This window comes from Mycobacterium sp. 852013-50091_SCH5140682 (genome assembly GCF_001665685.1).
Taxonomy (GTDB): Bacteria; Actinomycetota; Actinomycetes; order Mycobacteriales; family Mycobacteriaceae; genus Mycobacterium.
The window spans coordinates 79,903-106,684 of the sequence record NZ_LZTB01000039.1 but is presented as its reverse complement, the minus strand read 5'-3'; the positions used below and the strand labels follow the sequence as shown (position 1 = coordinate 106,684).

Below are 26,782 nucleotides of genomic sequence, written 5' to 3'. Positions count from 1 at the left end.
TTTTTCAAGCATAAGACGGAATACGACATGCAGCGTAGTCTCGTGGGCTCGGAGATGTGTATAAGAGACAGGCCTCAGATGCCGGGCACCGCGCCCGCCACCGCACCGGCTGCCACCTCGCCGCTGACCTCACCGCTGCTCCCGTCTCCGCTCACGGCACCCGCCGCGACGGCGGCGGCGCCGGCCGCAACCCCGGCCAACCCGCTGATCCCGTCGGCCGACATCAACATCCCGCAGGTGCCGGGCATGCCCATCCCACTGCCCCAGAAGGTCAGCATCCCGGGTGATCTGGCCGGGCTGATGCCCGCGGCCAGCTCGGTGGCCAACGTGGCACCGGCGGCAGCGCACGCGGCAACCGCCACCGCTCCGGCGCTGCCTCCGGTGGCTGCCGCCCCGGCCGCTGCCGCCCCGGCGATCTCGCCTATGGCTCTGGCACCGCTCTTGACCGCCGGCCTGCCCTGATCACCGACCCGGTCTGACCGTCCGACACGCCCTAGGGAGAGCCATGTCACCGAAAACGTTGTTCGCCACCGCTGCTGCAATCACAGCGTCGGCGGTCGTGCTGCTCGGCAGCGGGATCGCCCACGCTGATCCAGCGCCACTGCCGATCGACGGTGCACAGGCGCCGGGGCTGTCGGCGATACAGAGCCTGAGCCCTGTCATCCAGCAGGCCGCCGCCGACCCGGCGGGTGCCGCACAACTGCTGATGGCGGCGGCTCAGGCGTTCGCGGCGAACAAGTCGGCACCCGACGACTCTCGCAACGTCGCGACAGCGGTCAACCACTTCGTCGCCGAGCCTGCCGCCGCGGCACCGGCAGCAGCGGCCCCGGCGGCCCACGTGCCGGGCGCGGGCGCGGGCCCGGAGGCACACCTGCCGACGGGCATCGACCCGGCCAATGCGGTCGGCCCGGCCCAGGCGGCGGCACCGCTGGCGGCACCCGCGCCTGCTCCTGAGGCTGCCCCGGCGCCGGCTCCTGCTCCTGAGGCCGCACCGGCCCCGGCTCCCGCTCCGGCGGCTGCACCGGCCCCGGCTCCCGTCCCTGACGCCGCACCGCCACCCGCTCCCGCACCGGCTCCGGAGGCTGCTCCTGCACCGGCTCCTGATCCCGCACCGGCAGCGGCTCCCGCCGCGGCAGCCACCCCGGGATTCGGGCCGGACAGTCCGGTCACACAGGACTTCATGTATCCGTCAATCAGCAATGGATGCTTGAAAGACGGCGGAAACGTTCTGGCGACGGCGATTTCGGTCGCCGGTCCGGCCAAGATCCCGACTCCGGGACCCGGCCCGGGCCAGACTGCCTATGTCTTCACCGCGATCGGCACGCCCGGCCCAGCAGCCGAGCAGAAGCTGCCGCTGAACGTCACGTGGGTGAACCTGACGACGGGCAAGTCGGGCAGCGCGACGCTGACGCCGCGATCGGACATCAACCCGCAAGGCCCGACGACGCTGACCGCCGTCGCCGACACCGGCTCGGGCAGCATCATCTCGACGATCTTCGGCCAGGTATCGACCACCGAGAAGCAGTGCCAGTTCATGCCCACCATCGGGTCGACGGTGGTGCCCTGACAACATCACGAAAAATGGGGAAACGGAATTCCCGGTCGCCGGCAACCTGCTGGCGGCCGGGAATTTTGTTTGGACCCCTTCGACCCCTCAGTAGGCCATGAACAGAATCAATCTCAACCGTGCGTCTACTGCGATCTACCCCAATCAATTATCATGTTGCGCCTCAAGATGATTCGGCACTACGAGTCTATTGACGTCTACCGATATCTAGGCCAGTCGACTACGTTTATGCGGGGAAGATACGGGGGCGGCAGGAGAGGCCCCGCGACCGCGCCCCCAGCGGATTGACAGCTCCGTAACACCAACCGCCCAGGTGGCAGTACGATCCGGCCATGCCTGCGCAGCATATTTGCCCCCGTTGCGGCCACGAAGACCGCTGCGAGTACGGAAGCTGGGCGGACCGTCACCCGGTCCTGTCGACCATCGCTGGTCTCTTCACCATCACGCTGATGTCGATGATGTTCAGCGTCTACCCGGTAGCCGCCTTCACGATGACGGCGTTCGCCGGCATCTGGGCCGGTGTGCGCTTGGCCATCAGAAGCCGGGAGCGGCGCGCCGGCCTGGCCGCCCGCGCCGACTGGGAGCACGCGCAGGTGATGGCGCAGCCCGCAACGCCGGTCCAGCGCATGCATGCGCCGACGAACCCGCCACCCATGGCGCCACGGCACGTGATGAACGTCTGGCCGACGTCCCGGATCCAGACCGGACAGCAACGATGAAGCGGCTACTGGCCGCAGTGTTCGGCGCCGCGGCGATCGGTGCGCTCGCCGCCGTGCCGGCCCAAGCCGACCCCGGCCCGGGGCCCGGCATGTGCCAATACCTCGGCGCCAACTACAACACGTACTACCCGTGCACCGAATACCAGCCGTGGCTGCCCTACGGCACCGGCGACAACCCGCCCTACGGCAGCCAGCTCCCCGCCTCGCAGTGCACCGGCATCAACGTCCACAACGTCGGCTGCTCGTAGACGCGCCCGGTCCCGAGGGAACCGATCAGAAAGCAACTGCGTCGTACTGGTGTGCGCGATATCGAAACGGTTGACGCCGAGCTGCGCGTGCTGAGCGCGTACCGGAGGGCATGCGCGGTGACCGGGCAGGCGGTGCGGTCCATGGTGGTGGCGGATCGACTCCTCGATGAGTGGCTAGCGCTCGCCGACGGCGGAACTGGTCACCCAGGCGCCGCCATCGCCTCACCTACCAAGCAACTGCCCGAAATCGATTGCGCCACAAACAGAAGAGGGCCCCTCGCTCAGACGAACGAGGGGCCCTCTCTGTGAATTGTCAGTGCCCTGGCGCGACCCGAGGTCACTAGAAATCCCGCACCGACAGCATGGCCCAATCGAACCCGTCACGTCAAACACCAACACACCCGCAAAGATTGTCGCTGCTGATCCGGAGTCCGACACGCCGCGTGCCGAAATATTGCGACACGCCGGATGGCAAACGCCTGGCGCGCTTCTGACCTGGGAATTTCAGAAATGTTATTCAGAACATCTTGTATGGCTTCGGCTGATCGACCACTAGGTGTAGTGTCTGTCGCAGCGACCCGAGATTGACACCAGGAAACACAGGAGCACCGATGTTCGGCTTCCCTTGTCTCCCATTACCCGCAAAGGACTTCTATCAGTGCCGCCAGCACAGTGGGCATACAGCCGAGCGTTAGGCCGGCTCACCGCATTCGAGGCAGACAGGCACACCGGCATAGCCGGTAATGCGCCCGTCCGCGGTCATCGTCACCGCCCCATTCCTCGCCGCCTCAGGGTCAGTCGAACGACCCTCAAGTCGGAACCACTCACCGCCGCAGTGACGGCAGCGAAGTGGTTGTCCACTGGTCGACGGAGCGTTCCGCCGGTCAGTGATCGACACGACGTTACTCATAGGAGAGGGGGTGATCATGAGAAGCAACAGGAACCAGCCGCTTGGCCCCGGGGGAACTTACAAGACCGGGCAGCGCGTGCCGGCCACCGGGTTGTGGATGGACCAGCACGGCCAGACCTCGCATTTCGAGGAGCACAGGACTTTCCCCACCTGCATCGGCCGCAAGCGCGAGTGCGCCTACCGTAGCCGTGTCCGTCGTATCGAAGAGTCGGCCTAAGACCTGCGAGTCGAAGCCTGTAACTGAGCGGAGGTGATACCGGTGGAGGTACCCGGGACGCGTCTTGCCCACGCGCCCTGGGGCCTCTGCCCCTGATCTATTGGTGCTCGTAACTGCGATGTTATGCACCATATGCCACAGTTTGCCACCAGATGCCCGGTTTCCGCGAATCGAGCACAAAAGAGCCGCCCCCAACCCGGAGGTCAGAGGCGGCTCGATGCCCTTGGAGTGGCGCGGCTGAGCGTACCGCTCGCCTACGACATCATCGTGGCGATGCGCGTTCCTGTGCTCTCCGGCGACGGTCCCGGCGCTGCTCACGTATCAGGGTCACCAGCATCGGCATATAGGCGACGGCGCCCAGGCTGTAGATGACGAACCGGATGATCTGACGGCCGGGGTAGTCGTCCTGCCACCAGATCGTCACACCGGCCTGCACGAGCACCAAAGCGATGAGCACGGACTTCGCCAGGTACACCTTGCCGATCCGGTTGGTCCACCACTTCGACCAGCCCGCGTACTGGAATGCGAACGCGAGGCTGAGGACCGCGATGTAGATCAGCGACAGGTCGGCCGCCAGGCCGTAGTCGATGTCGAACCAGATGTCCGCGATGATGGTGCCAGCGATGCCAGCCAGGCCGAGGAAGTAGAGCCAGCGCATCACCGCGCCCCCCATGCGTTCTGCAGCATCTCGGTCCATCCGTTCTTGTCTTTTTCGAATTCCAGTCGCGCGGTGACGACGCGGGAGTGAGCTGCCAGCCGTTCGGCTGCCCGGCGTTGCACTTCGGCGGCGTTGGCCTGTGCGGCCGCCGTTGCCCGGTCGTCGCGGGCCTGCCGCGCGTTTTCGCGGTGTCGCTGCCAGGGCCACATCACGCGCGCCCCTCCGCCAGGTGGCGCACAGCGGTGAGCAGCTTGACCGTGGTGTCGTCGGTGGCGTTCTTCTCGATCAGCGCGCGGGTCAGCACGTTGTTGGTTTCGGTCGACGCGGCGAGCGCCTTGCGGAGCTCGGCGTTCTCGGCTTCCCGGTCGGCGACGGTGGCGCGGTAGTAGCGGCCGATAACCAGCCACTCCCGCATCAGGGACATGACGAAGAACCCGGCGGCGAACACTGCGAGGCCGACGACGCCGATGTTGTCCCACAGCTCGGGGTTGAACCAGTTCACAAGTCACCGGGTCCTTTCCTCATTGGCCGTACCACCACCAGTGGATGAATCGGGCAATGCGGTTGGCGATGCGGGTCGTCGCGGCGGCGGTGATACCGCAGATGGTGGCGAATGCGGCGAGCTGCCACGGGTTCATGCTCGTTGGGTCCACGGGGCCTCCCGGATACGACGAAACCCCCTGAATTCTCAGGGGGTTTGCGGTGGAACAGTTCAGAGAAGCGACCCGCGATCCCCGGTCCTCGCATGGCGGACTTTGTTTCGTGTCATGACCGGGTCCTCTTGAGGCCGGTGAAGGATTTCCGTTTCCATCCGTTGCCGCTTCTCTGTTCTGTTGTGATTACACCTTAGCACCGAATCATACTGTGGCACAACATGATTCGTGTTCTATGTCTTGCAGGGTTGCCCGGCTAGCCGGTCCGGGCACTGGGCGCCCAACGCTCGGCAGCTGGCCCGCGAGCAGTCGCGCTGCGGCGGGACATTCTTCGGAGAGTTCGCCGCCGACACACCAGGAGGCGCGGTGATCAGTGTCATCAGCCCTTGCCGCTCGTCACGGCGCGTAGGAGATCACCGAGCGGACCGTCCATCACAGCGTCAGCGGCAGGCTTCCCGCCGGGGATCATCGCGGCAGCACCCTGAATCACGGCCACCCCTTCGGCCACCTTGGACTTAGCCTGCTCCACGGCGTCGTTCACCCCGGCCTGCAGCTGCGTGAGCCCGTCGAACGCGTTGGTCACCGGGTGCGGCTCCACAGGCGGCACCGGATCGAACGTGCCGTCCTTCACCTGACGATTCGTGTTCTTCGCCGCCATGCCGAACCCCAGCAGCCCGAAGGTGCCCAGCAGGCCCGTCGCCGCGGCGATGAACCCGTTGATGCTGTCGGCCTGGTCGGAGCTGAGGATCCCGAACGTGGCCAGGAAGCCCAGTAGTGGGGTGATCAGGGTGAGCACGGAGTAGATCCGTGCGCGGGTGCCCGCATTCGGGTCTGTAGGTCCGAGGGTGTACATCTTCTGGTCGGTCATGGTCATGCCTTTCCTGGGGTGGCTGCGGTGATCCATTCGGGATGCGCCGCTTGGATTTCGATCAGCACGCTGAGGGCTTGTTTGACCGGGCCCGGCGCGGTGCCGTACTTGCCTTTACCTCCGGCAGTACGCGCGATCCGCCGAATGGCATCGAGATCACCAGCGCGGGCCTGCTTCTCGACGTACGGTTCGTGCGGGCCGTGAGCGTCCAGCGCCTGCAACATCTGGACGGCCGGTATCTTCGGCTCCCCCGGATCGGCGTAGATGGACCAGGATTCGACTTCGAGCATGAGCAACTCCTCCAGTGGATCGACGGGTTCGGTTGGGGCGGTGAGCGTGAGTAGTTGGTCGCCGAGCGCGATCGCCCGGTTATAGCGGGCTCGGCGCTCGTCGATGCCGGTCGTGCCGCCGTTGATCGCAGCGGTGACGGCCGCGAAGCCGCGGTAGTCACCCCACCGGGCGTTGTCACCGGCGTCGACGAGTGCGTTCATCGGTCGTGACACGGTCCAGTACCAGGCGGCGCCGATGCCGGCCCAGCGCAGATTCGCCAGCTCGGTCGGCCGGTCGACGAAATACGTTGGCGACGGCACCAATCCCCGGTCGAACGCCCAGCGGGAGAACTCGGCGTAGTGGGCCCGGCCGGTGATCTGAATCCAGGTGCGGCCCTTGAACCGAACACCGTCGCCAGGCTGGCAGTTGCCGAGGTCGGAACAACGGCCCTCGTAGGCGGCGCCGGATGCGTACTCCTCGGTGGCGTTGAAGTTGGCGGACTCGTGGCCGGTGTGGGCGATGAACTGCGCGCTGCGGACCGGGGTGGTGCACTGGGCCTGCCTCAGTCCGTCGGACATGGTGGGCAGGATCTGCGCGGCCCGGGCCAGTGTGAGGCCGGTGGCGCGGGCGAGCACGTCGACCGCGGCGGGACTCCCCGACCCGGTGGGGGCATCCTCGAGCTTGGCGTCGAGGTACCAGAAGTCGTGGAACAGAGGGTCATTCCACGCCCGAGCCCCGTCGTACAGTGAGACACCGACACCGTTGACGTTGCCGTGAGACTCCCAGTCGACGCCGCGCTCCGACATCACGACGGGACCGCCGGGGATGTCCATCGTCATCAGCGTGCACGCCGTATGCGAGTACTCCCCGCCACCGCCGTGCTGCAGGCCGACGAGCATGACCGGTTTGAACGGCAACGCCGCGGGCCCGCCGGGGGGCATCCGCTTGAACCCGAGGTCGTAGACGATCTTGTAGTCCAGGCGGAACGATTCGGTTGAGCCGTAACGATTCCCGGGCCAGTCCGTGCGGCCGCCGTACCACGCAGCGGTCTGCAGCACCAGGCCGGAGCAGTCGGTTGAGTCCCGCGGGTCACGGGTGAACGCGCCGCCGAAGTCATAAGACAGGCCAGCGCGGGCCCGGGCGAGGTCGTGGACCTCTTGCGCGCGCTGCCGGGTCACGATGAAGGTCACGCGGTTTCCTTTCGGCGGATACGACGAGGGCCCGCGCAATCGCACGGGCCCGGAGGGTTGTGGGATTAGGAGAAGTCGGAGCCGAAGTCTTGGTCGAGGATCGGGACAGGCCAGCCGCAGATGAAGGCGTAGGCGATGGCTGCTGAGAGGGCGAGACCGGCTGCGGTGCCGATCGCGATGGCGCGGATCATGTTCCGGTGATTGCCTTTTCGTGCTGGTTGACAATGTGGCCGTTCATCGCCAGCAGCAGGTCGGGTGCCCGGTAGTTCTCGCCGTCGGCGACGAGTTCGATCGCGACGTCGACGCCGCAGAGCTGGCAGGGCATCAGCAGCATCATTCGCCCCGGTACTTGTACGTCGGTGTCACGTCGACCTGGAATGCCTGGGATCCGTCATTGATGGTGAGCGAGATGGGCAGTGCCTCGGTGCGAAGAAGCGTGGTGCCGTTGAATACTCCGTACCGGTCGATGACCGTTCCGTTGGCCACCGTGCTCGCGGGCACGCTGATCGTCACGGTGGATCCGACCGATTGCGCCTTGTCGACGACCGGGTTGCTTCCGCTGACTGGTTGCGCCGGGTTGATGGCCTCGCTGATCTTGGCCGCCGCGCCCCAGGTGGTGTCCGCGTAGACCGTGCCGACGCGAGTGCCGCCGGCGTAGAGGCCGATCCTGGCGCCAAGGGCCACGATCGCGTTCGCGCATGCATTGCGGTGTGCGTCCTGGTAGACCGACATTCCGTCCCCTTCTGTTGACTGTTACTGGTATGCGCGGCACCACGCGCCGCCTGGAGCGCCGACGCCGCCGGCCCCGCCGAAGTTGCTGCCGCCCGCGCCGCCGCCGCCGGGCGGGTTGCCCGCGGCGCCGTTGGTGGATTGTGTTGCGCCGCCGGTGTAGAGCTGCCCGTTGTAGTTCAGGTTTCCGGGCGACCGGCCCACGTTGTCTGATGTGCCGGTCGCGTTGGCGATACCGCCGGCACCGCTGGCCGCTGAGAGCCCGGCCCATCCCGCCGCGGCCGCGGTGCTCGGCGGTCCAGCGCTGCCCGGTGTGCCGGTGAACCCGCCACTGCCGCGTGCACCACCAGCGCCGACGACGATGGTGATTGCCGTTGCCGTCCACGGGATGTGAACACCACGCTCCAGGGTGAACGTCGCATAGACGCCCGCCTCACCCGGATAGCCCTTGAGGGTGTAGAAGGTGCCCGAGCTTGCGCCGCCGCCACCGGGCCCGAGCAGCACGACGTCGATGTAGCGGCACCAGACCGGGATGACGTACGTGTAGGTGCCGGCCAGGGTGTACGGCGTGGTGACGGCAGCGTGGGCGGTGAAACCGCAGGCCGCGGAGTCGGCGCCAGCAGCACTCTCGGTGGCCGGGGTGCGCAGCCGGGTCGCGGTGAGCATGTCCGCGCCCAGCCCGGTGTCACGCGCAAGCTCGGCCAGCCGCGGCAGCCGGGCACCATCGCTGCCCGTGGCGGCCTCGAACGGACGAACCCCGGGCCGGGCGAGATCGGCGCCGAGCCCCGATTCCGCGACGTACAACCGCGGTGTGGGCATGGCGAGATCGGTGCCCACACCGGTATCAGCGGTCCGTTCGCTGAGGTGGGAAACGGACGCCCGATCGGCGCCCAGGCCGGTGCCGATGCCGGCGGCCCGTAGCACCTGCGCCAGTGCCAGGTCGGCGCCGATGCCGGTGTCGATGCCGCTGCGCGAGAACTTCACCGCCCACTTCTGGTTTCCCGCTGGCGGTTTGGCGATGGTGGGGTCGGTGGTCCATCCCGGCCTGATGATCGGTGCAGGTGGTGTGGTTGACCAGTCCATCGGACTCACACCTGGTAGGCGTGGATGAAGAGTCGGCCGTCGCCGCCCTTGCCGCCGTTTTTGCCTTGGAAGAACAGGGAACCGCCGCCGCCACCACCGGACCCGGGTCCGCCGTCGCCGCCGACGTCGGTGCCGCCATACCCGCCGCCGAGGCCGCCGATGTAGAGATCGTCGAGGTAGGCGTGTGTCCCTGCGCTGTCGCCGGCGGTCGCGGTGCCGCCGTTGCTGGCGGTGGCGCCCAGTGCGGTGAAGCCGACGGTGGTGCAGGTGGTGTTGCCGCCGTTGCCGCTGTTGATCGCACCGCCAGTTCCGACGACGCCGACCAGCGTGCCGCCGACCGGGACGTCCACGCCGACGGTCAGTTCGATGTCGTTCCACGCCCCGGCGCGGCCACCAGCGCCGCCGGACGTGGAGCCGCCCTGGTCTCCGCCGCGGCCGCCGCCGAGACCGGTGAGCCGGATCTTGTCGCCGTTGCGCAGCCAGCTCGGCAGGGTCCAGGTCCATGAGCCCGCGAGGAACCTGCCCCAGTAGTGGCGCTTGTCGGTGAACGTGACACGCATATATCCCGGTCCACCGAGACGCCCGGAGCCGTCTACCGGGGTGCCCTGGATCTGGCCTGAGCCCCCGCCGCCACCGGCGCCGTAGCCACGCCCGGCGGCACCGCCACCAGCGCCGCCGCTGGGCTTTCCGGCTTCGGGTACCGGGTCGGGCGATAGGTACGGACCACCCGCCTTGAACAGCGAGCCACTGCCCGCTGTGCCCGGTGTGTAGCTGACGTTCTTGTTGCTGTCGGTTCGCGCGGTGCGGCCTTGGCCGCCACCGGCCGCACCGCCCAGCGTGTTGGGGCCCAGCGATCCCGGCGCCGAGAAGCCGTATCCAATCCCGGAGATGGACGGGGTGCCAGCGGCACTATTGGTGCCAGCGCCCGCATTGAGTTGGACGGAACCGGAGACGAAACTCGATGCCGTCCCTGGGGTTCCGACGATGGTGCTGAACAGTGGGCCGAGGTCTTCGATCGGGATGAAGAACCGCAGGCCCGCCGTTCCGATCGTGGCGGCCCCACCGCCGCCGTCACCTCCGGCAGCGACGACGTTGTTCTGCGAGGGCATGACAGCGCCCGCCTTGCCGGGGCCCCCACCACCGGTCAGTTCGACAATCGCACCCTTGCACGCGTCGCCGGGGGTTTCGGCATCGGTGAGGTTGGTGTTCTCGATGACGTACGGGAACGAGATCGGCGGCCAGATGCGGTCACTGCCAAGGTAAACGGCGTCCTGCAGTTCGTTGCCGACGTAGATGCTGGCCGCAGTGTCGCCGATGTAGATGGGCATCAGTTCTTCACCGCGTAGATGGTGTTGGGGTTCTTCGTCGGAATGGCCGCGTACTCAGCGGCGGTGCCCTTCCAGATGATCAGGTTGGTTGGACCTGCGGCGGTCATGCCCGCAACGACGCCGGACCCTGCCGATGCGCCACCGTCGAGCATGGACCAGGCCGAGATGGTGCCGGTGTCGTAACTGGAGTCTTTCTTCAGGCCCAGGCCGCACAGCCGGAAGCTGCTGCCGAGCTGGGTCACCGGAGCGATGTCGGTGGCCGAGGTGACGATGTCGTCGTTGACCGCGACGTGAAAGTAGCGCGGCTGCAGGGCATTACCGCCCTTGAACGCCACACGGCAACCGCCAGTGACGATGTCGGACTGGTTGACGGTGGCCAGCACGGTGGTGGTGCCCGTGTTGTACGACAGGATCCGCACGCGGTCCCAGCCGATCTCGGCGAGGCACATGTTGTTGCCCGCGGCGTCGGACCGTCCGATCAGATAGATGAAGTTGTTGCCGTCGGCGCCGAACCAGCCGTGCGACGGCACTGTAGGCAGGACGACGTTGACCTCGAACAGATCGGTCTGCAGCGGCCCGCCATTGAAGAGGTACCGCTCATCACCAGCGCTGCCCGACCACACCAACTTGCCGCCTGAGGTGACGATTCCACCGGAGCCCTGATCGAACACCTTGGTGAACATCGACGGCGGCGCACCAGCATTGACGTACTCGCTGAAGTTGATGATCTCCGACGACGCAGCCGGATCCAGACCGGCCAGCTGCGACTGCACATTGAGCACCGCGGCGTTCGCCCCAGCGGCGGCATTGCGCAGACCGGTCAGCTGAGCCAAGGCATCGACGAAACTGAACCCAGCCCCAACCAGGCCACCAGCACCCTGCGTCATCGCGTCAACGGCCTGCTGCACAGCGTCGCCGATGTTCGTTGCGCCGCCAACACCGCCGACCTTCGTCGGATCCACCAGACCAATCAGCTTCGTCGCGTCGAACAGGCCGCCACTGGTGATGTTCTGCGTCTTGGCCAGGTTGCCCGTGAACCAGTCCTTGATGGCCTGAACCGTTGAGTTGATCGGTGTCACAACCAAACCCGCCAGAATGTCGCGGATCTGATTCACCAGCGTGTTCAGGTCGCCCAGGCCCGACACCATGCCCTGCGTGATAGTGCCGATGACCGCAGCCGGGTTGGTGAGCAATTGGTGAGCGAGGGCGGCGAGGTCGTCGATACGGGCCTGGATCGCCGCGGGCAGCCCATTGGCCAGTACCCCGAGCAACGGTTTCGTCAGCAGTGGGGTGTTCAGCCAGTAAACCGTGCCGGCCGCCAGCGCGTCGGTTGTCAGGACAGGCCGCACCGACTGCACACCAGCGGGGATGTCCCACGACGAATTACCCAGCGTCACCGGCGAGCTGATCGTCCCCGTCGGGTTCGGAATCGACCCGAGCACTACCGGTGTCGCCGGGCCGGACCCGTCGGCAGTAGTGAACGTCTCCAGCACGTACCGGATGCCCTGCCCGGCAGTCGAGCTCACCCCGGAGTACTTCACCTTGATCGAGGTATTCAGCGGCTGGCCCTGCTCAACCTTGATCACGCCGGACTTCAGGTACAGGTTCTTCGCGGTGCCATCGCAGATCACTTTCGCCGCGTCGGCGGCCGCGTCGAACGACCAGCCATCCACATTCGGCACCGATGTCGCGCTGAACGGTTGCAGTTCATTGGCCACCGCGGTGGTCAAGGCGTTGAGCGGTACGCCGCCGCCGAACTGCGGGAGTGATAGCCGGCCGAACGCGTTGGCCAGATTTAGCGGAGAGTCGGGCCCTAGCAGCAGGTTCAGGGGCAGCAACATCGTGCTGACGAACTGTCGCACCGCGGCCACCGGGTCGAAGTCGTCGCCGAAGAAGTTGATGTTCGCCAGGAAGGCCAGCAGGTTTTGGAACGGCTGCAGCAGCGACGGGAGCGGCGAGTTCACCACGTCGCCGCCGTCGTAGCCGAGCACCGCCAGCACACCGTTGACGAAGTTGATCACCGCGGTCAGCTGGACAATGAACGGGTCGATCGCGTCGGTGATGAACTCGATGAAGCTGCCGAACTTCGTGAGGTCGATCCCGGAGAACAGCTTGATGATCGGCGCCAACACCTGCCCGAGTGGGCCGAGGTCACCACCACTGATGCCGAGCGCCTTGAACAGCTGGTCGAGCGAGGGAAACAGGTTGTTGATGCCGTCGAACAGGTTCCCGAACGCCTCGAGCAGCTTCCGCACGTCCGCCACGAATTGCGGGTCGATACCGAACACCCCGGCCCACGCAGTGATGATGCTGTTGATGACGTCGACGAACTGCTGCTGCGGCACGACGTAGCCGAGGAAGAACCGTTCGGCCGCCTCGAACAGGCTGACCGGGAACGGCCCGTCGCCGAGCCCGAACAGGGCCCCGAGGGCGGGCAGGATGTACTGGAGGTCGCCGAAATCCAGTGCACCCTTGGCGAGTTGACCGCCGCCCAGCAGGACGATGACGTCAGCGATGAACTCTTGGATCTGCTGGATCGGGTTTGCGTTGGCGTCGTTGATGCCCTGCTGCATCTGCTTCTGATTGGCCGCCAAGTACTTGAGCTGGGAGCTGTGCCTCTGCAGCAGCTCAACCATTTTCTCTTGGCTGGTGGTGTCCGCATCAGGGCCGTTGGCAATGGAATTGAGTGCCCGCGTCTGCGGATTGGTGTAGGGCGATCCGCCGAAACCTGCGCTCACAGGGGCATCTCCGCGTCGTCGAACCACACTCGCCCGGCGGTCATCGCCGCGCCGACGTGCAAGCGCAATGCCACGTGTGTGGACCCGACGGGTGTGAGCACGCTGCCGCCTCCTATGGTTCTCCAGGGCACGATTCCGCTGGGGTTGATGGCGCCGACTTGCACGGCCTGTGTGGGATTCAGGTTGTCGTCATAGAACTGGGCGACGATGCTGACGCTGTCGCCGGATGACACTGCGCCCGAGCACTTCACGGCGACCTTCATGGGGAAGATCTGGAAGTCCGACAGCCCGAACGGTTGGGTGAGCAGATCGTGGTCAGTGCCGTCGGCGGCGATCGTGACCGACCCCAGGGCGTCGTGGCCCTGGCTGCCGTCCCAGGACCAGCCCGGCCCGTTTGGTATCCAGCCGCTCAGATTGTTGTCGAAGTGGGGATTCTGGATGATGTTCGAGACCCCGTCGGGGTAGTAGATCGGGTCGTAGTTGAAGGCACCCTCCGCCATCAGCTGCAGCTGGCAGGTGTTCTTCCCGACGTCGAACTGGATCGCAATGATCTTGTGGTACTGGCGGATATGCCCGGCCCAAGGCATGAACCCGGACACGATGATGGTGTCGCCCACGTCGAACGTGCCCATCGGCGCGTTCGGGTGGTTCGGGTCGATCGTGATCTGCTCCCAGTACGCGGGGGTCTGGCGGCGAGCGAGCCGGCGGTGCGCCCACGCTGCGGCCCGCTCATTGGAGTCGATGTTGGCGGTGGACTCGTCGAGGTAGCGGCGCAACCGGTTCGGGTCCGCGTTGGCCAGCGTCGATGAGTACTCGAAGCCGGGGAACCAGCCCGTGACGCCGACGTCGCTGATCCAGTCGGTTTCAGTCTCGGTGTGCGGCTTGGCCGACAGCACGTTCTCGTTGAGAACGAACGCCAACGTCTCCTGAATCAAACCCAAACGGGGATAACCGAGTTGGATTTTCTTGACGACGTCGGTGCGGTCAGCGTTCCATTCGGACCGCTCGATGTAGTCGAACGGGATGTCGCGGGCCAGGGCGTCGATGTAGTCGCCGCAGTCCAGTTTGTCGACGGCCCGCACGAACGTGGCGAAGAAGTTCAGGTTGAGCAGGTCCCCGTCGAATGCGTACCCGGGCAGCATCTCCACGCCGCTGGTCTTCGGGTACACCTCGACGTTGAGGTCACCGTTGGGGAAGTCTTCCTGCAGGTGCCGCCAGATCTCCACCACGGGTTCGAAGGCATCGTTGGCCGCCCAGTTCAGGTCCTCCAGCCACGGAATGCCCTTCGGGTAGGCGGCGAACCCCTTGGCTTTGAGGTGCAGCACCCCGGACGACGGGTCGACGTCGGAGGGTTGCACGATGCCGCTAGCCCAGATGCGGCGCTTGCCCATCATCACCTTCTCCAGGTGGATGTAGTGCTGCCACGGCTTGAAATAGATCCCGGCGACGGACGGGTCGTGGAAGTCGACGTCGCACGCAATATCACAGCCGGCCGACAGGGCACGCTGCACGACAAGGTTTTTCACGACCACGTCGCGCGCGACGATCTCACCGCTGCGGGTCTCCTGGACGATGACCCGCCACCGGTTATCCGGTGGCAGGTAGACACCGTCGTCCCCGACGACGTTGACCGCGGTCCACCCGTAGGCGCCGGCCGCCGACCCCGACTTCTGGCTGGATCCGACGGCGGCACCGGTCCACCCGTAGCTGGCGGCGGCCTGCCCGTACGGTGTGCGCACACCACTGGCAGCCCCCGTGAAACCGTAAGTCGCGGAGGCTGTGCCGATCGCCATCGGCTACGCAGTTCTCGTGACGGCCAGGCTATTCACGGTGTAGTTGCCCGCAGAGTCCGCGGTCTGGTCGCCCGAGAGTTGAAAGTTGCCGTACCACACGGGGCTGCCGCCGACGGTCGACCACAGCGACACATACTTGATGGGCCCGTTCGGCGTGGCACCGGTGAACGCCAACGGTACGGCCAGATCGAAGTTGCCGTTGGCGTCGACGACGGTCCAGGCGGGAACGAGCGGCGCGGCCGAGGACTTGCTGGCCGCTCCACCCGCACCGGGGTTGCCGGTGTGCAGCTGGGCGGCGCCGAGCGCAGAGCGGATCGCGTTGGCCCCGAGGACTATTGCCGCATCACTGAAAGGCATCTTGCTCCAATCACAGGGTGTTGAGTGCGTCGCGCCACAGCACCGTGCAGCCGCTCGCACCGGTGGTGCCGGTCGCTGTCCACGACATCGGGATGGGGGCCTCGGCGGGAATCTGCAGCTGGTCGAGGTACCGGGTGTTGCCGATCAGTGTGGTGCGCAGGTTGAGGCCGTTACTGTCGATGATTCGACGCGACCAGGGGTAGCTGTTCACCTCGACCCGCACCCCAGCCGGGATGGTGTACTGCAGCTGGATCTCGCATTCCCCGACGACCGCGAACGGGTTGACCGCGGGCCCGGCGAACACGACCCGGAACCACGACGGCGCGTCACCGCCATCGCGGGTGTAGAAAACCGGCGCCGCGTTGACCGCCAGCGCCGCGCCGGTCTCCCGTTCGGTGTAGCTCAGGGTGTCGACCCGGGCGTATTCGGCTGTCACCGTGTGGAACTGACTGCCCTGGCGTTTCAGGGTGTACGTGAACTTCCTTGGCCGCCCATAGATTTGGCGAGCCACACCATACCCATCGCAGTAGGTGAGCGGCTTCAGCGCACCCCACTGCTGTTTGATCTCGTCGGCCTTCCACTCTTTCTGCAAGGCGGTCAACAACTTCGACGACTTCGCCGTGAGCGCGTCGGGCAGGTGGCCCGCGATGTGCGGCAGCGGGGCGTTGTCGATCACGCCGATCTTCAGCGTGAGCGGACCGGCCTGGAACGAGTCCTGCCCCATCCGCACTTCATCGGCCAACGGGACCTGGAAGTCCTGGTTGTTGACGTTGTACGACTGCAGGTTCGTGCTCAGCACCGGGTAGAGGGTGCCGCGGCCGAACACGAGATTGCCGAGTTGCCACTGGTAGGGGCGCAGGTTCTTCGACATGTCAGAAGTTCGTCGTCGCCATGGCACCGTCCGTGCCCTGAGTGTTGACCATCCACATCGTCTCGTTCAACATCTCCCCCGCTGACTGGCCCGGGCCGGCGTAAATGTTCCACTGCGTGTTCACCTGCGGATTCGGGTTCTGCCCGCCGCCGTAGTCGTAGGTCTGGTTCAACCAGGTCGGCACGTTGAGCGAGTTCTTGTTGCCCGGGTTGTCCTCGCTGTAAGTGATGAGCTGGCCGGTGTTCTTGTTCAGCAGGAACCGCACATCACCCATCAGCGGTGTGCCGCCGATACCGGCGGTCAGCTGCGACAAGAACCGGCCCACGTACGTGCCGGCGATGTGGTACAGCTGCTGACCAAAGTCGATGGCCATGTTGACGCCCTGCAGGGCCGCCCCGATCAGCTGCGCGATCTGCCCGGCCGACGACAACGCCATCGATGCGCCCGCCGCGCCACCCGACGGGTCGCCGCTACTGCCAGCACCGACCAGGCCGCCGATGGTGGACAGGATGCTGCCGGTCGCGTTGGCGATGTTCGCGGCGAGGGTGATGTACTTCTGGACGTTGTCGACGATTCGCATGACGTCCTCGGTGTTGCGGACGCCGTACACAAGGTGGTCGGCGATGTCCTGCGTGGCGCTCATCGCGTCGAGCGTGCTGCCGATGACCTGGAACACGCTGCTCACGGCGTTCGCCGCCCCGCTAACGACCGACTGAGCCGTCGACAGGGCACTCTGCCCCTGCTGGAACCCCGCACCCTTGGCGATCTCGCTCTGGGTCGATTGCAGGGCGTCGATGGTGTTCTTGTTGGCGACCGCGTCCTGCGTCTTCAGATCGGTGATCGTCGAGTCGATACCGGTCAGCGCCGTCAGCACGGACTCGTCGGACGCCCCCGGGGTCTTCGCCGCGTCGATCTGTGCGGCCAGCTCCGGATTGCCCTTCAAATAGGCTTGCAGCAGTTGGTCATTGACCGACAGGTTCTGGCTGCTGGTATCGAGCAGATCGTCGACTGTCTTGCCAGACGGCAGAACCACACCACCACCCAAACCGACTGAGCCGCCGATGCCCCCTGCTGCCGGTGGCTTCGAACCGTCGGGCAGCGGGATAGCCGAGCTCTGGCGTGTGTGGACGTGGATGTTCGACGGGTCGTTGCCGCCGTGCTCGTCATACGTGCTCTGCGGGTAGTAGCCCGGATTGATCTTCCCGCCGCCGATGCCCGTCTTTTTGCCAGTGTCGGGGTTCTGCCAGATGACCTGCTCGAGATCCTGCGGAATCGTCGCCAGGTAGTCGGCGAACTTCTGCAGGTTCTCCGTCGGCCCGGTCCAGTCGATACCGCGGTTCTCGTGGTTCGGGTTCGGCGCGTAACCGGGCTCGTTCCGGTCAGACTCCTGATGCCCGGCGTACGTACTCGGCTTGATGCCAAAGGCTTTCGCCAGCTCCATGACCCACGGCGGGAACACGTCGCCGGTGCCTGTGCCGTATCCGCCGGTGTCGGTTCCGGGCCGCAGGCCGTACGCCTCCGGCGACTTGCCGGCGACCTGCTGCCACGTCGGGCCGTTCTTCTTCTTCGTGCCCGGAGCCGCCGCTGTTGGTGGCGGTGGCGCATCCGTGAGGCCGCTGAGCAACTCCTGTGCGCTCTCTCGACCGTCCAGCCCGGCGCCCCAATCCGAGCCACTCGGGTTCCGCTGCAGAATGCGGGCAGCGATTACGGCCTGCTGCTGCGGTGTGGCGGTCAGTGGGTTGGGCGCAAACTCTGTGCCGCCGTGCGCTTTCCATGTCGACGGCGTGATTTGGAACAGACCTTCCGCCGCGTTAGGTCCAGAGTTGGCGTCGGTGATCTGCTGGCGCTGGTTGATGCCGGCGGATTCACGGGCGATCAGGTGTGCCCAAGCGGGATCCGTCGAGGTCCAAGTGCCATCGGGCTTTTGGACCAGCGGGACACTGACGCCGGTCGGCTGCTTACTTGCGTGAGCCCCGGCCGCGTTGCCGATCCCGCCTTTCGACGCGCCCTTTCCGAATACGTCGTCCCAGGTAGGACTCTGCTTCTTCTTGAGCGCGTTGCGCTCCTGCTGCTGGGCGATCTGCTCGGGCGACATCTTCACCCAGGGCTTGGTGTCCATGCCTGGGATGAGACCGAGCGCCTGGAACATCGTGCCGGCGATGTTCTGGGTCACCAGTTCGAGTCCGGACTGGGCGACCTGCAGGATGTTGCCCATGTCCTTCGCCAGGCCCTTGAGACCGCGGGTTTCGGAGAACTGGTGGCGAAGGTATGCCGAGAGCACCGAATTGTCGGCTCCGGCGATGTGGGGCGGCAGCAGCGCACCGCCCAGGCTTTCTGCACCACCGGCAGCCGGCGCACCCGCGCCGAGCGCGCTGCTGGCGGTCTCTGCGGTCGTTCGGGCCGCCGCGGCGACGCTGCCCTGCGCCGACGCCATGCCGTCGGCCATGTCGGCGACCATCTTCTGACCGCGGATCTTGGTGTACCCGTCTCCGGAGAACGGTCCCCACTTGGCTGGGGAGGACTGGAACCAGCCCGCGATGCCGTCGACGATGTCCTTGACCGTGCCGGACAGGGCGCCGAGCCCGGTCGCGTTCTTCAAGCCCTCAATGAGGCCGTTGATGATGCTCTTGCCCCAGCCCGGTGCCTTGTCGATGAGGCCGGTGAACCACTTCTCGATCGAGCCGAACGCATCCGGGATGGCGCTCACTAGCTTGGCGCACCAGTCGATGAAGCCCCGAATTCCCTTGACTATCCCGGCAAACACTTCGATGCCAGTGGTGATCACGGAGACCAGATTGCGGAACAGGTCCACCACGACCGGGACGTAGGGCAGCAGCGCCTCAATCGCGCCGGTGACCGCCTCGAAGAGCTTCGGCAGCTGTGGCCCGACCCGCTGCGCTAGATCGAGGAAAATATCAACGAGCGGCCCAATTTGCGGCAGCAGCGTCGAGAATGCATTCGACAACATGTTGAACAGGTCGGGCAGCTTGGGGCCAACCTGCCTGACGATGTTCACCATCGCGACGCCCATGTTGTACAGGAACTGGTTGAGCGCCGGGCCGAGCGCGACGATTTGCGGGGCCAGCTCTTGCATCGACTGGGCGAACATGTTGAAGAAGTCCTGCCAGCCTGGCGCCGTCGCCACACCCAGCTTCACGAAAGCTGTCACCAGTGAGGACAATCCGCTGACCAGCGGACCCAGCATCGGCAAGAACGCGTCGGTGGCCTCGCGCACCGAGGTGAAGAACGCGGTGAGTGCCTGCTGCCCCTCTTCGGACTGCGTCCAGTTGTTCAGCGCGATGGCCATCTGGTCGAGCCATCCGAGAAGCCCGCCGCCGCCGAAGTTGTCGGCGATGGTCATGATGGTGCCGAACGCCTGGCTCACGTTGATGACGGCGTCGACCAGGTGGCTGAATCCGTTGATGGCGGACTGGATCCACGCCTGGAAACTGCCGTCCGCGGTCGCCTGGCCGAGCATGCCCACCAGCACCGTCAGGGTGTTGCTGATTGCCCCGCCGATCTGCTCGAAGAACGACGACCCGATCACGGTCAGCTGTTCGAAGATGCCGAACAGCGGCTTGATGGCGGGCTGCATAGCCTGCAGTCCTGCGGCGATGTTCTCGATGAACGCCGAAAACGCTTGTGCCGCTGCGGGAGTCTCAAATAGTCCGGCTAGCTCGTGGGCAGCATCGCCGAAAATCCCGGCGATCTTGGCCATCCCACCGGACACCAGCGGCAGCCAGGTTTGAATCAGCGGTTTGATGTCGTTCACGATCTTGGTGAAGAACGAATCCTGCACCGCGGCGCCGGCCAGTTTGAACTCGTCGCGGAATTCCGCGATGCCGAGCATCGCTTCGGCGGCCACCGGACCCATGTCCTTGATGTCCTCAAGGAACTTCTTCGGGTCGTCGGCCATCATGTCTTTGAGCGCGTCGCCGACCCCGTGGAATGCGACTTCCAGTGTGGACATGGATAATCCGACACCAGCCACCACGGCGGGCAGCAGGCCGAGAGCGCCGGAGAGCTGCCGGGCCGCGCCGACGACGTTGATGATGCCCTGCACGCCCGCGGCGCCACCGAGCCCGGCGAGGCCACCTAGGGACGGCAGTCCCAGCGCCAGACCGCCGACCTTGGCGACGGCGAGCTCCAGGCCGGCGATGTCCTTGACGAAGTCGCCGACGACACTGCCGCCCGCCTTGGCGCTGCCGCTGACCTTCTCGATGCCCTCGGAGGCCAGCAGCAGACCCGCGGACGCGGCCTTGCCTTCCGGACCCAGGAATCCCACGACCTTGGCCGCCACACCGAGTGCCTGCGCGAGGCCGCTCGCCTTGTCGGTGGCGTCGTCCTGGACAGTGCTCAGCCGCTCGATGTTGCGTGACAGGTTGGGGAGGATGCCCGACAGGCCGGACATGACCCGCTGCCCCACGGACATCCGGTCGGACATGGCCCGGTGGGCATCACGGGCAGCGTCAACGGCTTTCGTGTGCCGATTCTGCGTATCCTCCAGATGACGGTACGCAGCGTCGATGTCCTCAACTGTCGCCTTGCTGTCCAGCAGGGTGCTGTTGAGCCTGTGTTGCGCAGCATCGACATCTTCGCTGGACTGGCGGACGTCCTTCAGCCGGGCGTTGTACCCCTGCGCCGCGCCGCCGGCCGCATCGAACTCGCGGTCCGTATCCTTCAGCGTCTTCTGGGTTCTCGTCAGCGACTTGTCGGCCGCCGTCGACGACGCGGTGACATCGTCGAGATCCCTGGCAGCCGCGCGCGCGCCGCTGCCGTCGTAGCCGATCTCGATCTTGCCGTGGGCGCGGCCCAGGTTGTAATCAGGCAACCGTCAGCCCACCAACACCCGCGGTCCGCAGCATCACAGGACGATGTCCTCGTCGCCGTCCCGCTCGCCGACGACGCGGGCGTGCGCCGACGCCGACCCTTCGGTGGGATCCGCGAAACCGGTAGTCGATTGGTCCATGTCACCGCCCATCAGTCGCTCCCACTCCCGCATCCGTTGTGTCCGCGCGATCACCGGGTTCTTGCTCTGGCTCACCTCGTCGAGCCGGGACAGCACGCCGCGGCCGAACGCCGCGATCCCCCGGTTGAAGAAAAACGTTCCGAACTCCCCGACGCGTTCGTCGAGAATCGCTATGTCACTGGGCTTCTGGTGAAACAGCTTCGCCATCTCGTAGATCTCGTACGCCAGCGTCGGGTTCGTTGCGTACGCTTTTCAACGCCGCCAACTGCTCCCCCAGCGCAGTCGATTTCAGCTCGTCGGGGAGTGCAGCGTTGAAGATGGCCATCTTGTCTTCCATCTCGATCTCACCGATGTTGACCTGCTCGTCGGTGCTCGACCCGGCCAGCACCACCTTCGGGCAGACGACGGCCGCCGCGACGACGCGGTCCACGGGTCCGAAGATCTTTCTGCTCGTCTGCGGGTCGATCAGAGCGCGCGTCGCCTCGTCTGCGGCCTGCGCTGCCTTGTCCGGGTCGTCACTGCGGAGGTCCTTGAGCAGCTCCGGCCCGAACCCATCGAGCATGTCGACAACCTTGAGTTCGATCACCTGCATTCGGCGGAGCTTCCGGATCCGCACGAACGCGCCGCTGGGCAACGCCAGGTCTTCCTCGGCGGCCTTTTTGAATCCGTAGGTCGGAACGGAAGAAGCCGCCGCCGGCACCGGCCCGGTGGGGGTCGGCGCCGACGGCGGCTCAGATACAGCTTCCGCAGCGGGCGCGGGAGCGTCGTACACGCACTCGGTGATGTGCGGGCCCGTGATCGGGGTACCGCAGCACCAGTCGCGCATGGGGACCCCGCCCCGAGCCCGTACCGGGGGAAGGGCGGACGCCCGATTCTGCTGCTCTTCGATGGGTGATGTCATGGTGGCCTCCTAGGGGCTCTTGTCGGATGACGTTGCGGCGCTTAGCTCGCGGGAGTGGTGGCAGACACGGCGGCGCTGTAAGAACCGACGGTGGTGCCGAACTTGCCCGCGACCCGGAACTTGTGCGCCGTCGACACGGTCAGCCCGGTCAGGGTGGTTGACGCGGTGGTCGGCTGGCCGCCGGCCGCAGACGAGACCGCGGTCCACGTGGTTCCGCCGTCGGTGGACTTCTGCACCATGTAGCTGTCCGCGGTGGGCAGCTCGTTCCACGACAGCGCCACGCTGGTGGAGGTGACCGCACCGACGGTCACGTTGCTCGGGATCGGCAGCGGGTTCGGCACCGGCGTCGACCCGAGAGTCGACTTCTGCTGGTTGAACTCGATCTCGTACAGGTAGTCGTCGTCGTCACCGGGCATCGGCGTGCCCATGAAGTCGATCGACGGGACCATGAAGGTGCCGTACTTCATGTCGGCCTGGATCTTGCCGTTGGCCTTGCAGCGGAAGATGCGCGCGACGTTGTCGCCGCCACCGTTGGACAGGACCTGGCCCTCCACACGGAAGTAGGGACGCTGGTCGCTGCCCTTCTTCCGGACGACCCGCTTCACGTTCGGCTCGATGCCGGACTCGATGAGTTGGGCGCCGGAGATGATGGAGTAGGTCATCAGGTCCAGGCCGCCGGCCTCCAGCGAACCGTCGACGGTCGCGCCCTTGCCCTGGATGGCCACGGCGGACTTGTCGTCGCCGTCGAGGGTGTCGAAGTCCTCCGACTCGGTGAATGCCAGTGTCTGCGCGATCGGCAGCCGGTAGGACACCGGGCCGAGGATCGTGCCGTCGGTGTCGAGGTACGGGGTGATCCATACCCGGCGCAGGCCGTATGGCTTGGTGTCCGGGTTGCCTGGAGATGCGGTCATTTGTGGTACTTCCTTTCAGCAGCTGGGGCTCCCCGGCCTCTGGTGATGGGGTCCTTGAACTTCAGCGTTTCCAACAGCTCACAGTCCGGGAACGAATATCTGTGCAGCACAACCGAATCGCCACCGGTGCAGCGCCAGTGGTTGCACTTGACTTCGATCCTGTTGCCGTCGATGACCTTGAAGTGCAGTGCACCCCCGGCGCATCGAACGTCGAAGACGTCTTCCGCCTCGCTGGCGGGAACGTCAGGTACGGGCACGACGGTGGTTAGCGTTCGACCTTGTTGCCGTTGCCGTCGACCAGCTCGAAGCGATTGCTGTTGGTCAGCAGGTAGTCGAGCTGGGCGTCGCTCAACGCGCTGGCCGGCACGCGGAAGTTGTTCTGCAGCTTCCATACCAGCGAGTTCTTCGCTTCGATGCCGACCTCGGCCCACTGCTGGACGGTGATCTCGGCGTAGGTCCCTTCGCCCAGACGGGTCTTGCGGGTCTTGAGCTCGTCGGCGTTGGCGGCCGCGGTGCGGGCACCGGTGTAGAGCACGAACTTCCCGGCGCTGTCACTCTGCGGGGCGGCCGCCTCGGCCTCGGCCTTCGCCTTGTCCTCGTCGGTCACCGCGGGTTGCGCATCCTCGACGGGCGCGATGCCTCCGCTGGTCTGGCTGGATCGTGTTGCCATTACCTCATACCTTTCGTTGGGTCGCGCTGATCACGCGGTTACCTTGCAGCTCAACGCCATATAGGCGGCCTGCCGACAGATCGTCATGTACTTCGGGTCGGTCACATCCGGGCCACGGCCCTCAAACCCGACGTAGTTCAGCCGGTATCCGTCGCCGCCGACGACACCGGCCGGCGAGTCCTCGACGGCCGCGAAGATCGCGTCGACGCGGTCGATCATGCTGTCGATCCGCCCGAAGTCGGTCGACCTCGCGACCGGAACATGGAAGTAGAGCTCCATGTGCCGCTCGCCGTTCTCCTGGATGGCTTCCTCGAAATCGGTATGCCGCCAACAGACCACGATGAACGCACCGTCGCTCGGCCGCTGATCGGCTTCGAAGTTCGGGACGATCACCAGCTCCGGCCATCCGGTGGCGGTGCCCAGCGCGGACAGCTCGACATCGTTGCGCAGGAGGTCCAGGACGGCAGCGCGGGACACCCGCTCAGCCCTTCCGCAACGTGTTGAGTGTGCCGCGCAGGCTCTTCATCAGCTTCTTCCCCTGGGCCGCGACGGTCGGCATGATGATCTGGTCCTTGCCGTTGTTGCTGATCTCCAGCCAAATGCCGTAATCCACACCGTGGCTGAACAAGATCGACTTGTGCTTGCCCGACAGTTCGGTCGCCGTGAACAGCGCGGCGCGGGCCTGGCCGGGCACGCGGTCGTCACGGTTACCGTCGCTGTCCCGCCACGGCGCCTTTTCCTTCATCGTGGCTTCGCCGTCGGCCGCGGCGATCGCCATGAACGTGTCGACGACCTTCTCGTAGTCCGGCTCAACGTCTTTGACGTTGTCGCGCAGCTTGACCAGCCCCGCGTTGAGCTCTGAGAGCCGGCCGAACGACTTAGCCACCGCTGTGACCGGTCACCTTCAGGAACGCGATGACGATCGCCGTGATCTGGTAGGGCCGCGTGTTGTCCACGGTCTGCACCGTGTACTTCGCCGCGAAGTCCTCCCAGCTGTCGCCGACCTCGACGACAGCGTCGTAGGCGCCCACCATCTCCAGCCGAAACTTGCGGACGGTCCCGACGTCCGTCGACGCGGTATCGATACCGTCGAGTGCCTGCTTGTTGAACATGGCGAACACCTGCGGATCCCGCGGGACCGCTGGTGCGTAATCCTTGCCACCGCCCGGCTTCTCGATGACCGCGCCCGCCGCGGGAATCAGTGCGATCGGCTGGCCGCGCAGCGTCATGAGCTCGGCGACGGCGGCCCGTGCCTCCGCGGTCATCCCGTCAATCGGCGCGGACATCAGCAAGGCCTGGGCCGTGTGGGCTGCCACGGTGCGACACCCACCGTGCCGAACTTCTTCCGCCGCTTCCGAAGTCGCACGGAATCCAACTCGGCATCCGTGAACTGCACGCGGCCGCGCGTCGGGTCGGACGCATACCAGGACCGACTGGTCGTGATGTCCGGGGTTGTGGTGCTGCGCTGGCTGGCCCGCTCGGGATTGCGGTACAGATCCAGAACCTTCTCGCAGACAAGCACCTTCACCCGGTTCAGCCGATCAGGATCGCCAGCAGCCTCCGACTCGGCGGCGATTTCCGCGAGCGGCTTGCGCAGCGACGGGATCTTGCCCATCAGTTCGCTCTCCGCGTCACCGATGCGGACGCTGACCCAGGACAGCCGATCCGAGGGAATGGTGCCCTCGAACCGGCTGGTCACATCCTCCTGGTTGGCGAACTTGCCCTGGACAGGTGCGGTCATTCGACCCGGACGCCCGCATCCCGCAGCTTGGCGACGATCTCATCGCGCTTGTCGTCCTTGGCGACCTCAACGCCGTGCTTGGCGGCGTACGTGGCCCAGTGGTCGCGGCCAGAGCCTGGACCGGCCAGCGGTGGCGGCGGCTCATCACCGCCACCGCTGGGGTTGCCCTCACCCTCGCCGCCCTGGCCGCCGTCGCTCTCCTCGACGTTGGGGGCGGAGTCCCACAGCTTCGGGTTGGTGAGCTTCTTGCGCGCCCACGCCGGCGGCTCGTCGCCCGGACCGAACTGCTGCAGGAAGCCCTTCTCGTCGAACAGCGCGACGTGGCTGACCAGGGCGCCCATCAGAGCACGTCCATCACGGACATCAGGCCGGCGTTCTGCAGGATCGGCATGCCGACCGCGTCGACGAACGTGAACTCCCGGTAGGGAGGCCCGACCTTCTCGACGACGCCGACGATGCCCGACGCGTCGCCGAACGTCATCTCGGCCTGGTTGGACTTCGCCAGCTCCAGCGCGGTCGCAGTCAGGCCGAACGCGAAGAACCCGAGATCGCCCAGGTTCTCGGGCAGCAGGATCGTCCGATCGCTGGCCAGCACCCGGGTGTTGGTGCCTTCGACGTTCAGTGAGGTGTCGTAGGTCGGCAGGACGACCGGCAGATCCTCGGACTCGAGCAGGGTGTTGAGCTCAGCGAGGCTGACGCTGGTGCGGCCGGCGGCCGCGCCGTGCACCGCGTTGATGACCTCCGCTGACCGGCGCAGGTGGCCAACCACGGTGCGGCTGGTGAGCTGCTTGGCCGCGCGCCCGTAGCCGTTGGCGATGCGGACTTCCTGCTGGGCGTCCAGATCGGTCAGCGGGGTCGAGGTGGCGTGGTTGGACCAGGCCGTCGGCGCCGTGGTGATCTGGTTGGCCGGGACACCGTAGTCGGCTTCACCGCTGTAGCCGCCCTCGTTGATGGTGACCTTGCCGTCGGTCAGCGCGTCGCCCCAGGCGAGTTCCTGCCGGTTGCGCATGGTGCCGACGAGGCGCTCGGCGTCGTTGTAGGCAGCACGGACCTGCGCGGACTTGTTGGTGCCGCCCAGCATCGCGATCTGCTCGGCGATGCGCTCGTATTCGCCCTTGTTCAGCGAGTCCGAGAACGGCGGCAGCTCAACGTACTTCCCCGAGCCGGCGTCGCGCGCCGACACGTGGATGGTGCCGTCGAAGGTGCGGTAGGCCGCGGTCCGGTTGGTCTTGACGAACTCGGCCCAGTCCACCCGGTTGGTGTCCAGGTAGCGGGTCGGGAACATGTTGACCAGAGCCAGATTCGACTCGACCGGCACGTTGCGGATGAACGTGGTGAGCGCGTCCGGCGAGACCGGACCGTCGAAAACGATTGCCATGATTCAGTTCTCC

At 66.1% G+C, this 26,782-nt stretch carries 30 protein-coding genes and 1 pseudogene; 5 read left to right on the top strand and 26 right to left on the bottom strand.

What is annotated here, in order from left to right; all coding sequences use genetic code 11:
• From A5784_RS13555 to A5784_RS13530, 5 genes and pseudogenes are all read left to right on the top strand, one after another.
• A pseudogene (locus A5784_RS13555) lies at positions 1-462 on the top strand (hypothetical protein); the annotation flags it as partial.
• A gap of 43 nt (positions 463-505) precedes the next feature.
• Positions 506-1,567: an Rv1157c family protein gene (locus A5784_RS13550; RefSeq protein ID WP_064945421.1), complete on the top strand. Its 1,062-nt coding sequence runs from the start codon at positions 506-508 to the stop codon at positions 1,565-1,567.
• 332 nt (positions 1,568-1,899) lie between these two features.
• On the top strand, positions 1,900-2,286 hold the full coding sequence (locus A5784_RS13545) for a hypothetical protein (protein WP_064945420.1): 387 nt from the start codon (positions 1,900-1,902) through the stop codon (positions 2,284-2,286).
• Positions 2,283-2,534: a hypothetical protein gene (locus tag A5784_RS13540; protein ID WP_064945419.1), complete on the top strand. Its 252-nt coding sequence runs from the start codon at positions 2,283-2,285 to the stop codon at positions 2,532-2,534. The genes A5784_RS13545 and A5784_RS13540 overlap by 4 nt, the downstream gene beginning before the upstream one ends.
• Positions 2,535-3,460: 926 nt before the next feature.
• Complete coding sequence (locus A5784_RS13530; protein ID WP_156750544.1) at positions 3,461-3,661, top strand: hypothetical protein; 201 nt, start codon at positions 3,461-3,463, stop codon at positions 3,659-3,661.
• Between the two features lie 262 nt (positions 3,662-3,923).
• Here A5784_RS13530 and A5784_RS13525 read toward each other — a convergent pair whose 3' ends face one another.
• The 26 genes from A5784_RS13525 to A5784_RS13410 all read right to left on the bottom strand — a co-directional run bounded on the left by A5784_RS13525 (position 3,924) and on the right by A5784_RS13410 (position 26,769).
• Positions 3,924-4,358: a putative phage holin gene (locus tag A5784_RS13525; RefSeq protein WP_232006033.1), complete on the bottom strand. Its 435-nt coding sequence runs from the start codon at positions 4,356-4,358 to the stop codon at positions 3,924-3,926.
• Positions 4,319-4,528: a DUF7620 family protein gene (locus tag A5784_RS13520; protein ID WP_064945416.1), complete on the bottom strand. Its 210-nt coding sequence runs from the start codon at positions 4,526-4,528 to the stop codon at positions 4,319-4,321. The genes A5784_RS13525 and A5784_RS13520 overlap by 40 nt, the downstream gene beginning before the upstream one ends.
• Positions 4,528-4,821 (bottom strand): hypothetical protein, encoded by a 294-nt coding sequence (locus tag A5784_RS13515; protein ID WP_064945415.1) that lies wholly within the window; start codon positions 4,819-4,821, stop codon positions 4,528-4,530. The genes A5784_RS13520 and A5784_RS13515 overlap by 1 nt, the downstream gene beginning before the upstream one ends.
• A gap of 19 nt (positions 4,822-4,840) precedes the next feature.
• Positions 4,841-4,972, bottom strand: a complete 132-nt coding sequence (locus A5784_RS39650) for a hypothetical protein (RefSeq protein WP_286159426.1) — start codon at positions 4,970-4,972, stop codon at positions 4,841-4,843.
• Positions 4,973-5,351: 379 nt separating this feature from the next.
• Entirely contained in the window at positions 5,352-5,846 is a 495-nt protein-coding gene (locus A5784_RS13510) for a hypothetical protein (protein ID WP_064945414.1), read from the bottom strand.
• Positions 5,843-7,300, bottom strand: coding sequence for a glycoside hydrolase family 19 protein (locus tag A5784_RS13505; protein WP_064945413.1), 1,458 nt, complete (start codon positions 7,298-7,300; stop codon positions 5,843-5,845). The genes A5784_RS13510 and A5784_RS13505 overlap by 4 nt, the downstream gene beginning before the upstream one ends.
• Before the next feature lie 65 nt (positions 7,301-7,365).
• On the bottom strand, positions 7,366-7,491 hold the full coding sequence (locus A5784_RS39645) for a hypothetical protein (RefSeq protein ID WP_286159425.1): 126 nt from the start codon (positions 7,489-7,491) through the stop codon (positions 7,366-7,368).
• Entirely contained in the window at positions 7,488-7,625 is a 138-nt protein-coding gene (locus A5784_RS38290) for a hypothetical protein (RefSeq protein ID WP_156750542.1), read from the bottom strand. Before A5784_RS38290 ends, A5784_RS39645 begins: the two co-directional genes overlap by 4 nt.
• 8 nt (positions 7,626-7,633) lie before the next feature.
• Positions 7,634-8,032, bottom strand: coding sequence for a hypothetical protein (locus A5784_RS13500; protein ID WP_064945412.1), 399 nt, complete (start codon positions 8,030-8,032; stop codon positions 7,634-7,636).
• Positions 8,033-8,053: 21 nt separating this feature from the next.
• Positions 8,054-9,112: a glycine-rich domain-containing protein gene (locus A5784_RS13495; RefSeq protein WP_232006032.1), complete on the bottom strand. Its 1,059-nt coding sequence runs from the start codon at positions 9,110-9,112 to the stop codon at positions 8,054-8,056.
• A gap of 5 nt (positions 9,113-9,117) precedes the next feature.
• Positions 9,118-10,440: a glycine-rich domain-containing protein gene (locus A5784_RS38285; RefSeq protein ID WP_064945411.1), complete on the bottom strand. Its 1,323-nt coding sequence runs from the start codon at positions 10,438-10,440 to the stop codon at positions 9,118-9,120.
• Positions 10,440-13,178: a phage upper tail fiber protein gene (locus A5784_RS13485; protein ID WP_064945410.1), complete on the bottom strand. Its 2,739-nt coding sequence runs from the start codon at positions 13,176-13,178 to the stop codon at positions 10,440-10,442. The genes A5784_RS38285 and A5784_RS13485 overlap by 1 nt, the downstream gene beginning before the upstream one ends.
• Positions 13,175-14,971, bottom strand: coding sequence for a hypothetical protein (locus A5784_RS13480; RefSeq protein ID WP_082944819.1), 1,797 nt, complete (start codon positions 14,969-14,971; stop codon positions 13,175-13,177). The genes A5784_RS13485 and A5784_RS13480 overlap by 4 nt, the downstream gene beginning before the upstream one ends.
• A gap of 3 nt (positions 14,972-14,974) precedes the next feature.
• Positions 14,975-15,328, bottom strand: coding sequence for a hypothetical protein (locus A5784_RS13475; protein ID WP_064945409.1), 354 nt, complete (start codon positions 15,326-15,328; stop codon positions 14,975-14,977).
• Positions 15,329-15,338: 10 nt separating this feature from the next.
• Positions 15,339-16,199: a hypothetical protein gene (locus A5784_RS13470; RefSeq protein ID WP_064945408.1), complete on the bottom strand. Its 861-nt coding sequence runs from the start codon at positions 16,197-16,199 to the stop codon at positions 15,339-15,341.
• A 1-nt stretch (position 16,200) separates the two neighbouring features.
• The gene (locus A5784_RS39145; protein WP_064945407.1) at positions 16,201-21,030 is read right to left on the bottom strand and encodes a transglycosylase family protein; all 4,830 of its coding nucleotides are present in this window, start codon (positions 21,028-21,030) and stop codon (positions 16,201-16,203) included.
• A gap of 33 nt (positions 21,031-21,063) precedes the next feature.
• Positions 21,064-21,375: a hypothetical protein gene (locus A5784_RS13460; protein WP_064945406.1), complete on the bottom strand. Its 312-nt coding sequence runs from the start codon at positions 21,373-21,375 to the stop codon at positions 21,064-21,066.
• A complete protein-coding gene (locus A5784_RS13455) occupies positions 21,344-22,069 on the bottom strand; it encodes a DUF7391 family protein (protein ID WP_156750541.1) in 726 nt (241 codons plus the stop codon). Before A5784_RS13455 ends, A5784_RS13460 begins: the two co-directional genes overlap by 32 nt.
• A 41-nt stretch (positions 22,070-22,110) precedes the next feature.
• A complete protein-coding gene (locus A5784_RS13450; RefSeq protein ID WP_064945404.1) occupies positions 22,111-22,980 on the bottom strand; it encodes a fibronectin type III domain-containing protein in 870 nt (289 codons plus the stop codon).
• A gap of 265 nt (positions 22,981-23,245) precedes the next feature.
• Positions 23,246-23,650 (bottom strand): hypothetical protein, encoded by a 405-nt coding sequence (locus A5784_RS13440; RefSeq protein WP_064945402.1) that lies wholly within the window; start codon positions 23,648-23,650, stop codon positions 23,246-23,248.
• 30 nt (positions 23,651-23,680) lie between these two features.
• On the bottom strand, positions 23,681-24,127 hold the full coding sequence (locus A5784_RS13435; RefSeq protein ID WP_064945401.1) for a hypothetical protein: 447 nt from the start codon (positions 24,125-24,127) through the stop codon (positions 23,681-23,683).
• A 4-nt stretch (positions 24,128-24,131) separates the two neighbouring features.
• Positions 24,132-24,536 (bottom strand): hypothetical protein, encoded by a 405-nt coding sequence (locus A5784_RS13430; RefSeq protein WP_082944818.1) that lies wholly within the window; start codon positions 24,534-24,536, stop codon positions 24,132-24,134.
• Positions 24,529-24,936: a hypothetical protein gene (locus tag A5784_RS13425; RefSeq protein WP_156750540.1), complete on the bottom strand. Its 408-nt coding sequence runs from the start codon at positions 24,934-24,936 to the stop codon at positions 24,529-24,531. Before A5784_RS13425 ends, A5784_RS13430 begins: the two co-directional genes overlap by 8 nt.
• The gene (locus A5784_RS13420; RefSeq protein WP_064945399.1) at positions 24,936-25,391 is read right to left on the bottom strand and encodes a hypothetical protein; all 456 of its coding nucleotides are present in this window, start codon (positions 25,389-25,391) and stop codon (positions 24,936-24,938) included. Before A5784_RS13420 ends, A5784_RS13425 begins: the two co-directional genes overlap by 1 nt.
• On the bottom strand, positions 25,388-25,732 hold the full coding sequence (locus A5784_RS13415) for a hypothetical protein (RefSeq protein ID WP_064945398.1): 345 nt from the start codon (positions 25,730-25,732) through the stop codon (positions 25,388-25,390). The genes A5784_RS13420 and A5784_RS13415 overlap by 4 nt, the downstream gene beginning before the upstream one ends.
• Positions 25,732-26,769 carry a major capsid protein gene (locus A5784_RS13410; RefSeq protein ID WP_064945397.1) on the bottom strand — a complete coding sequence of 346 codons (1,038 nt, stop codon included), beginning with the start codon at positions 26,767-26,769 and terminating at the stop codon, positions 25,732-25,734. Before A5784_RS13410 ends, A5784_RS13415 begins: the two co-directional genes overlap by 1 nt.
• Between the last annotated feature and the right edge of the window lie 13 nt (positions 26,770-26,782).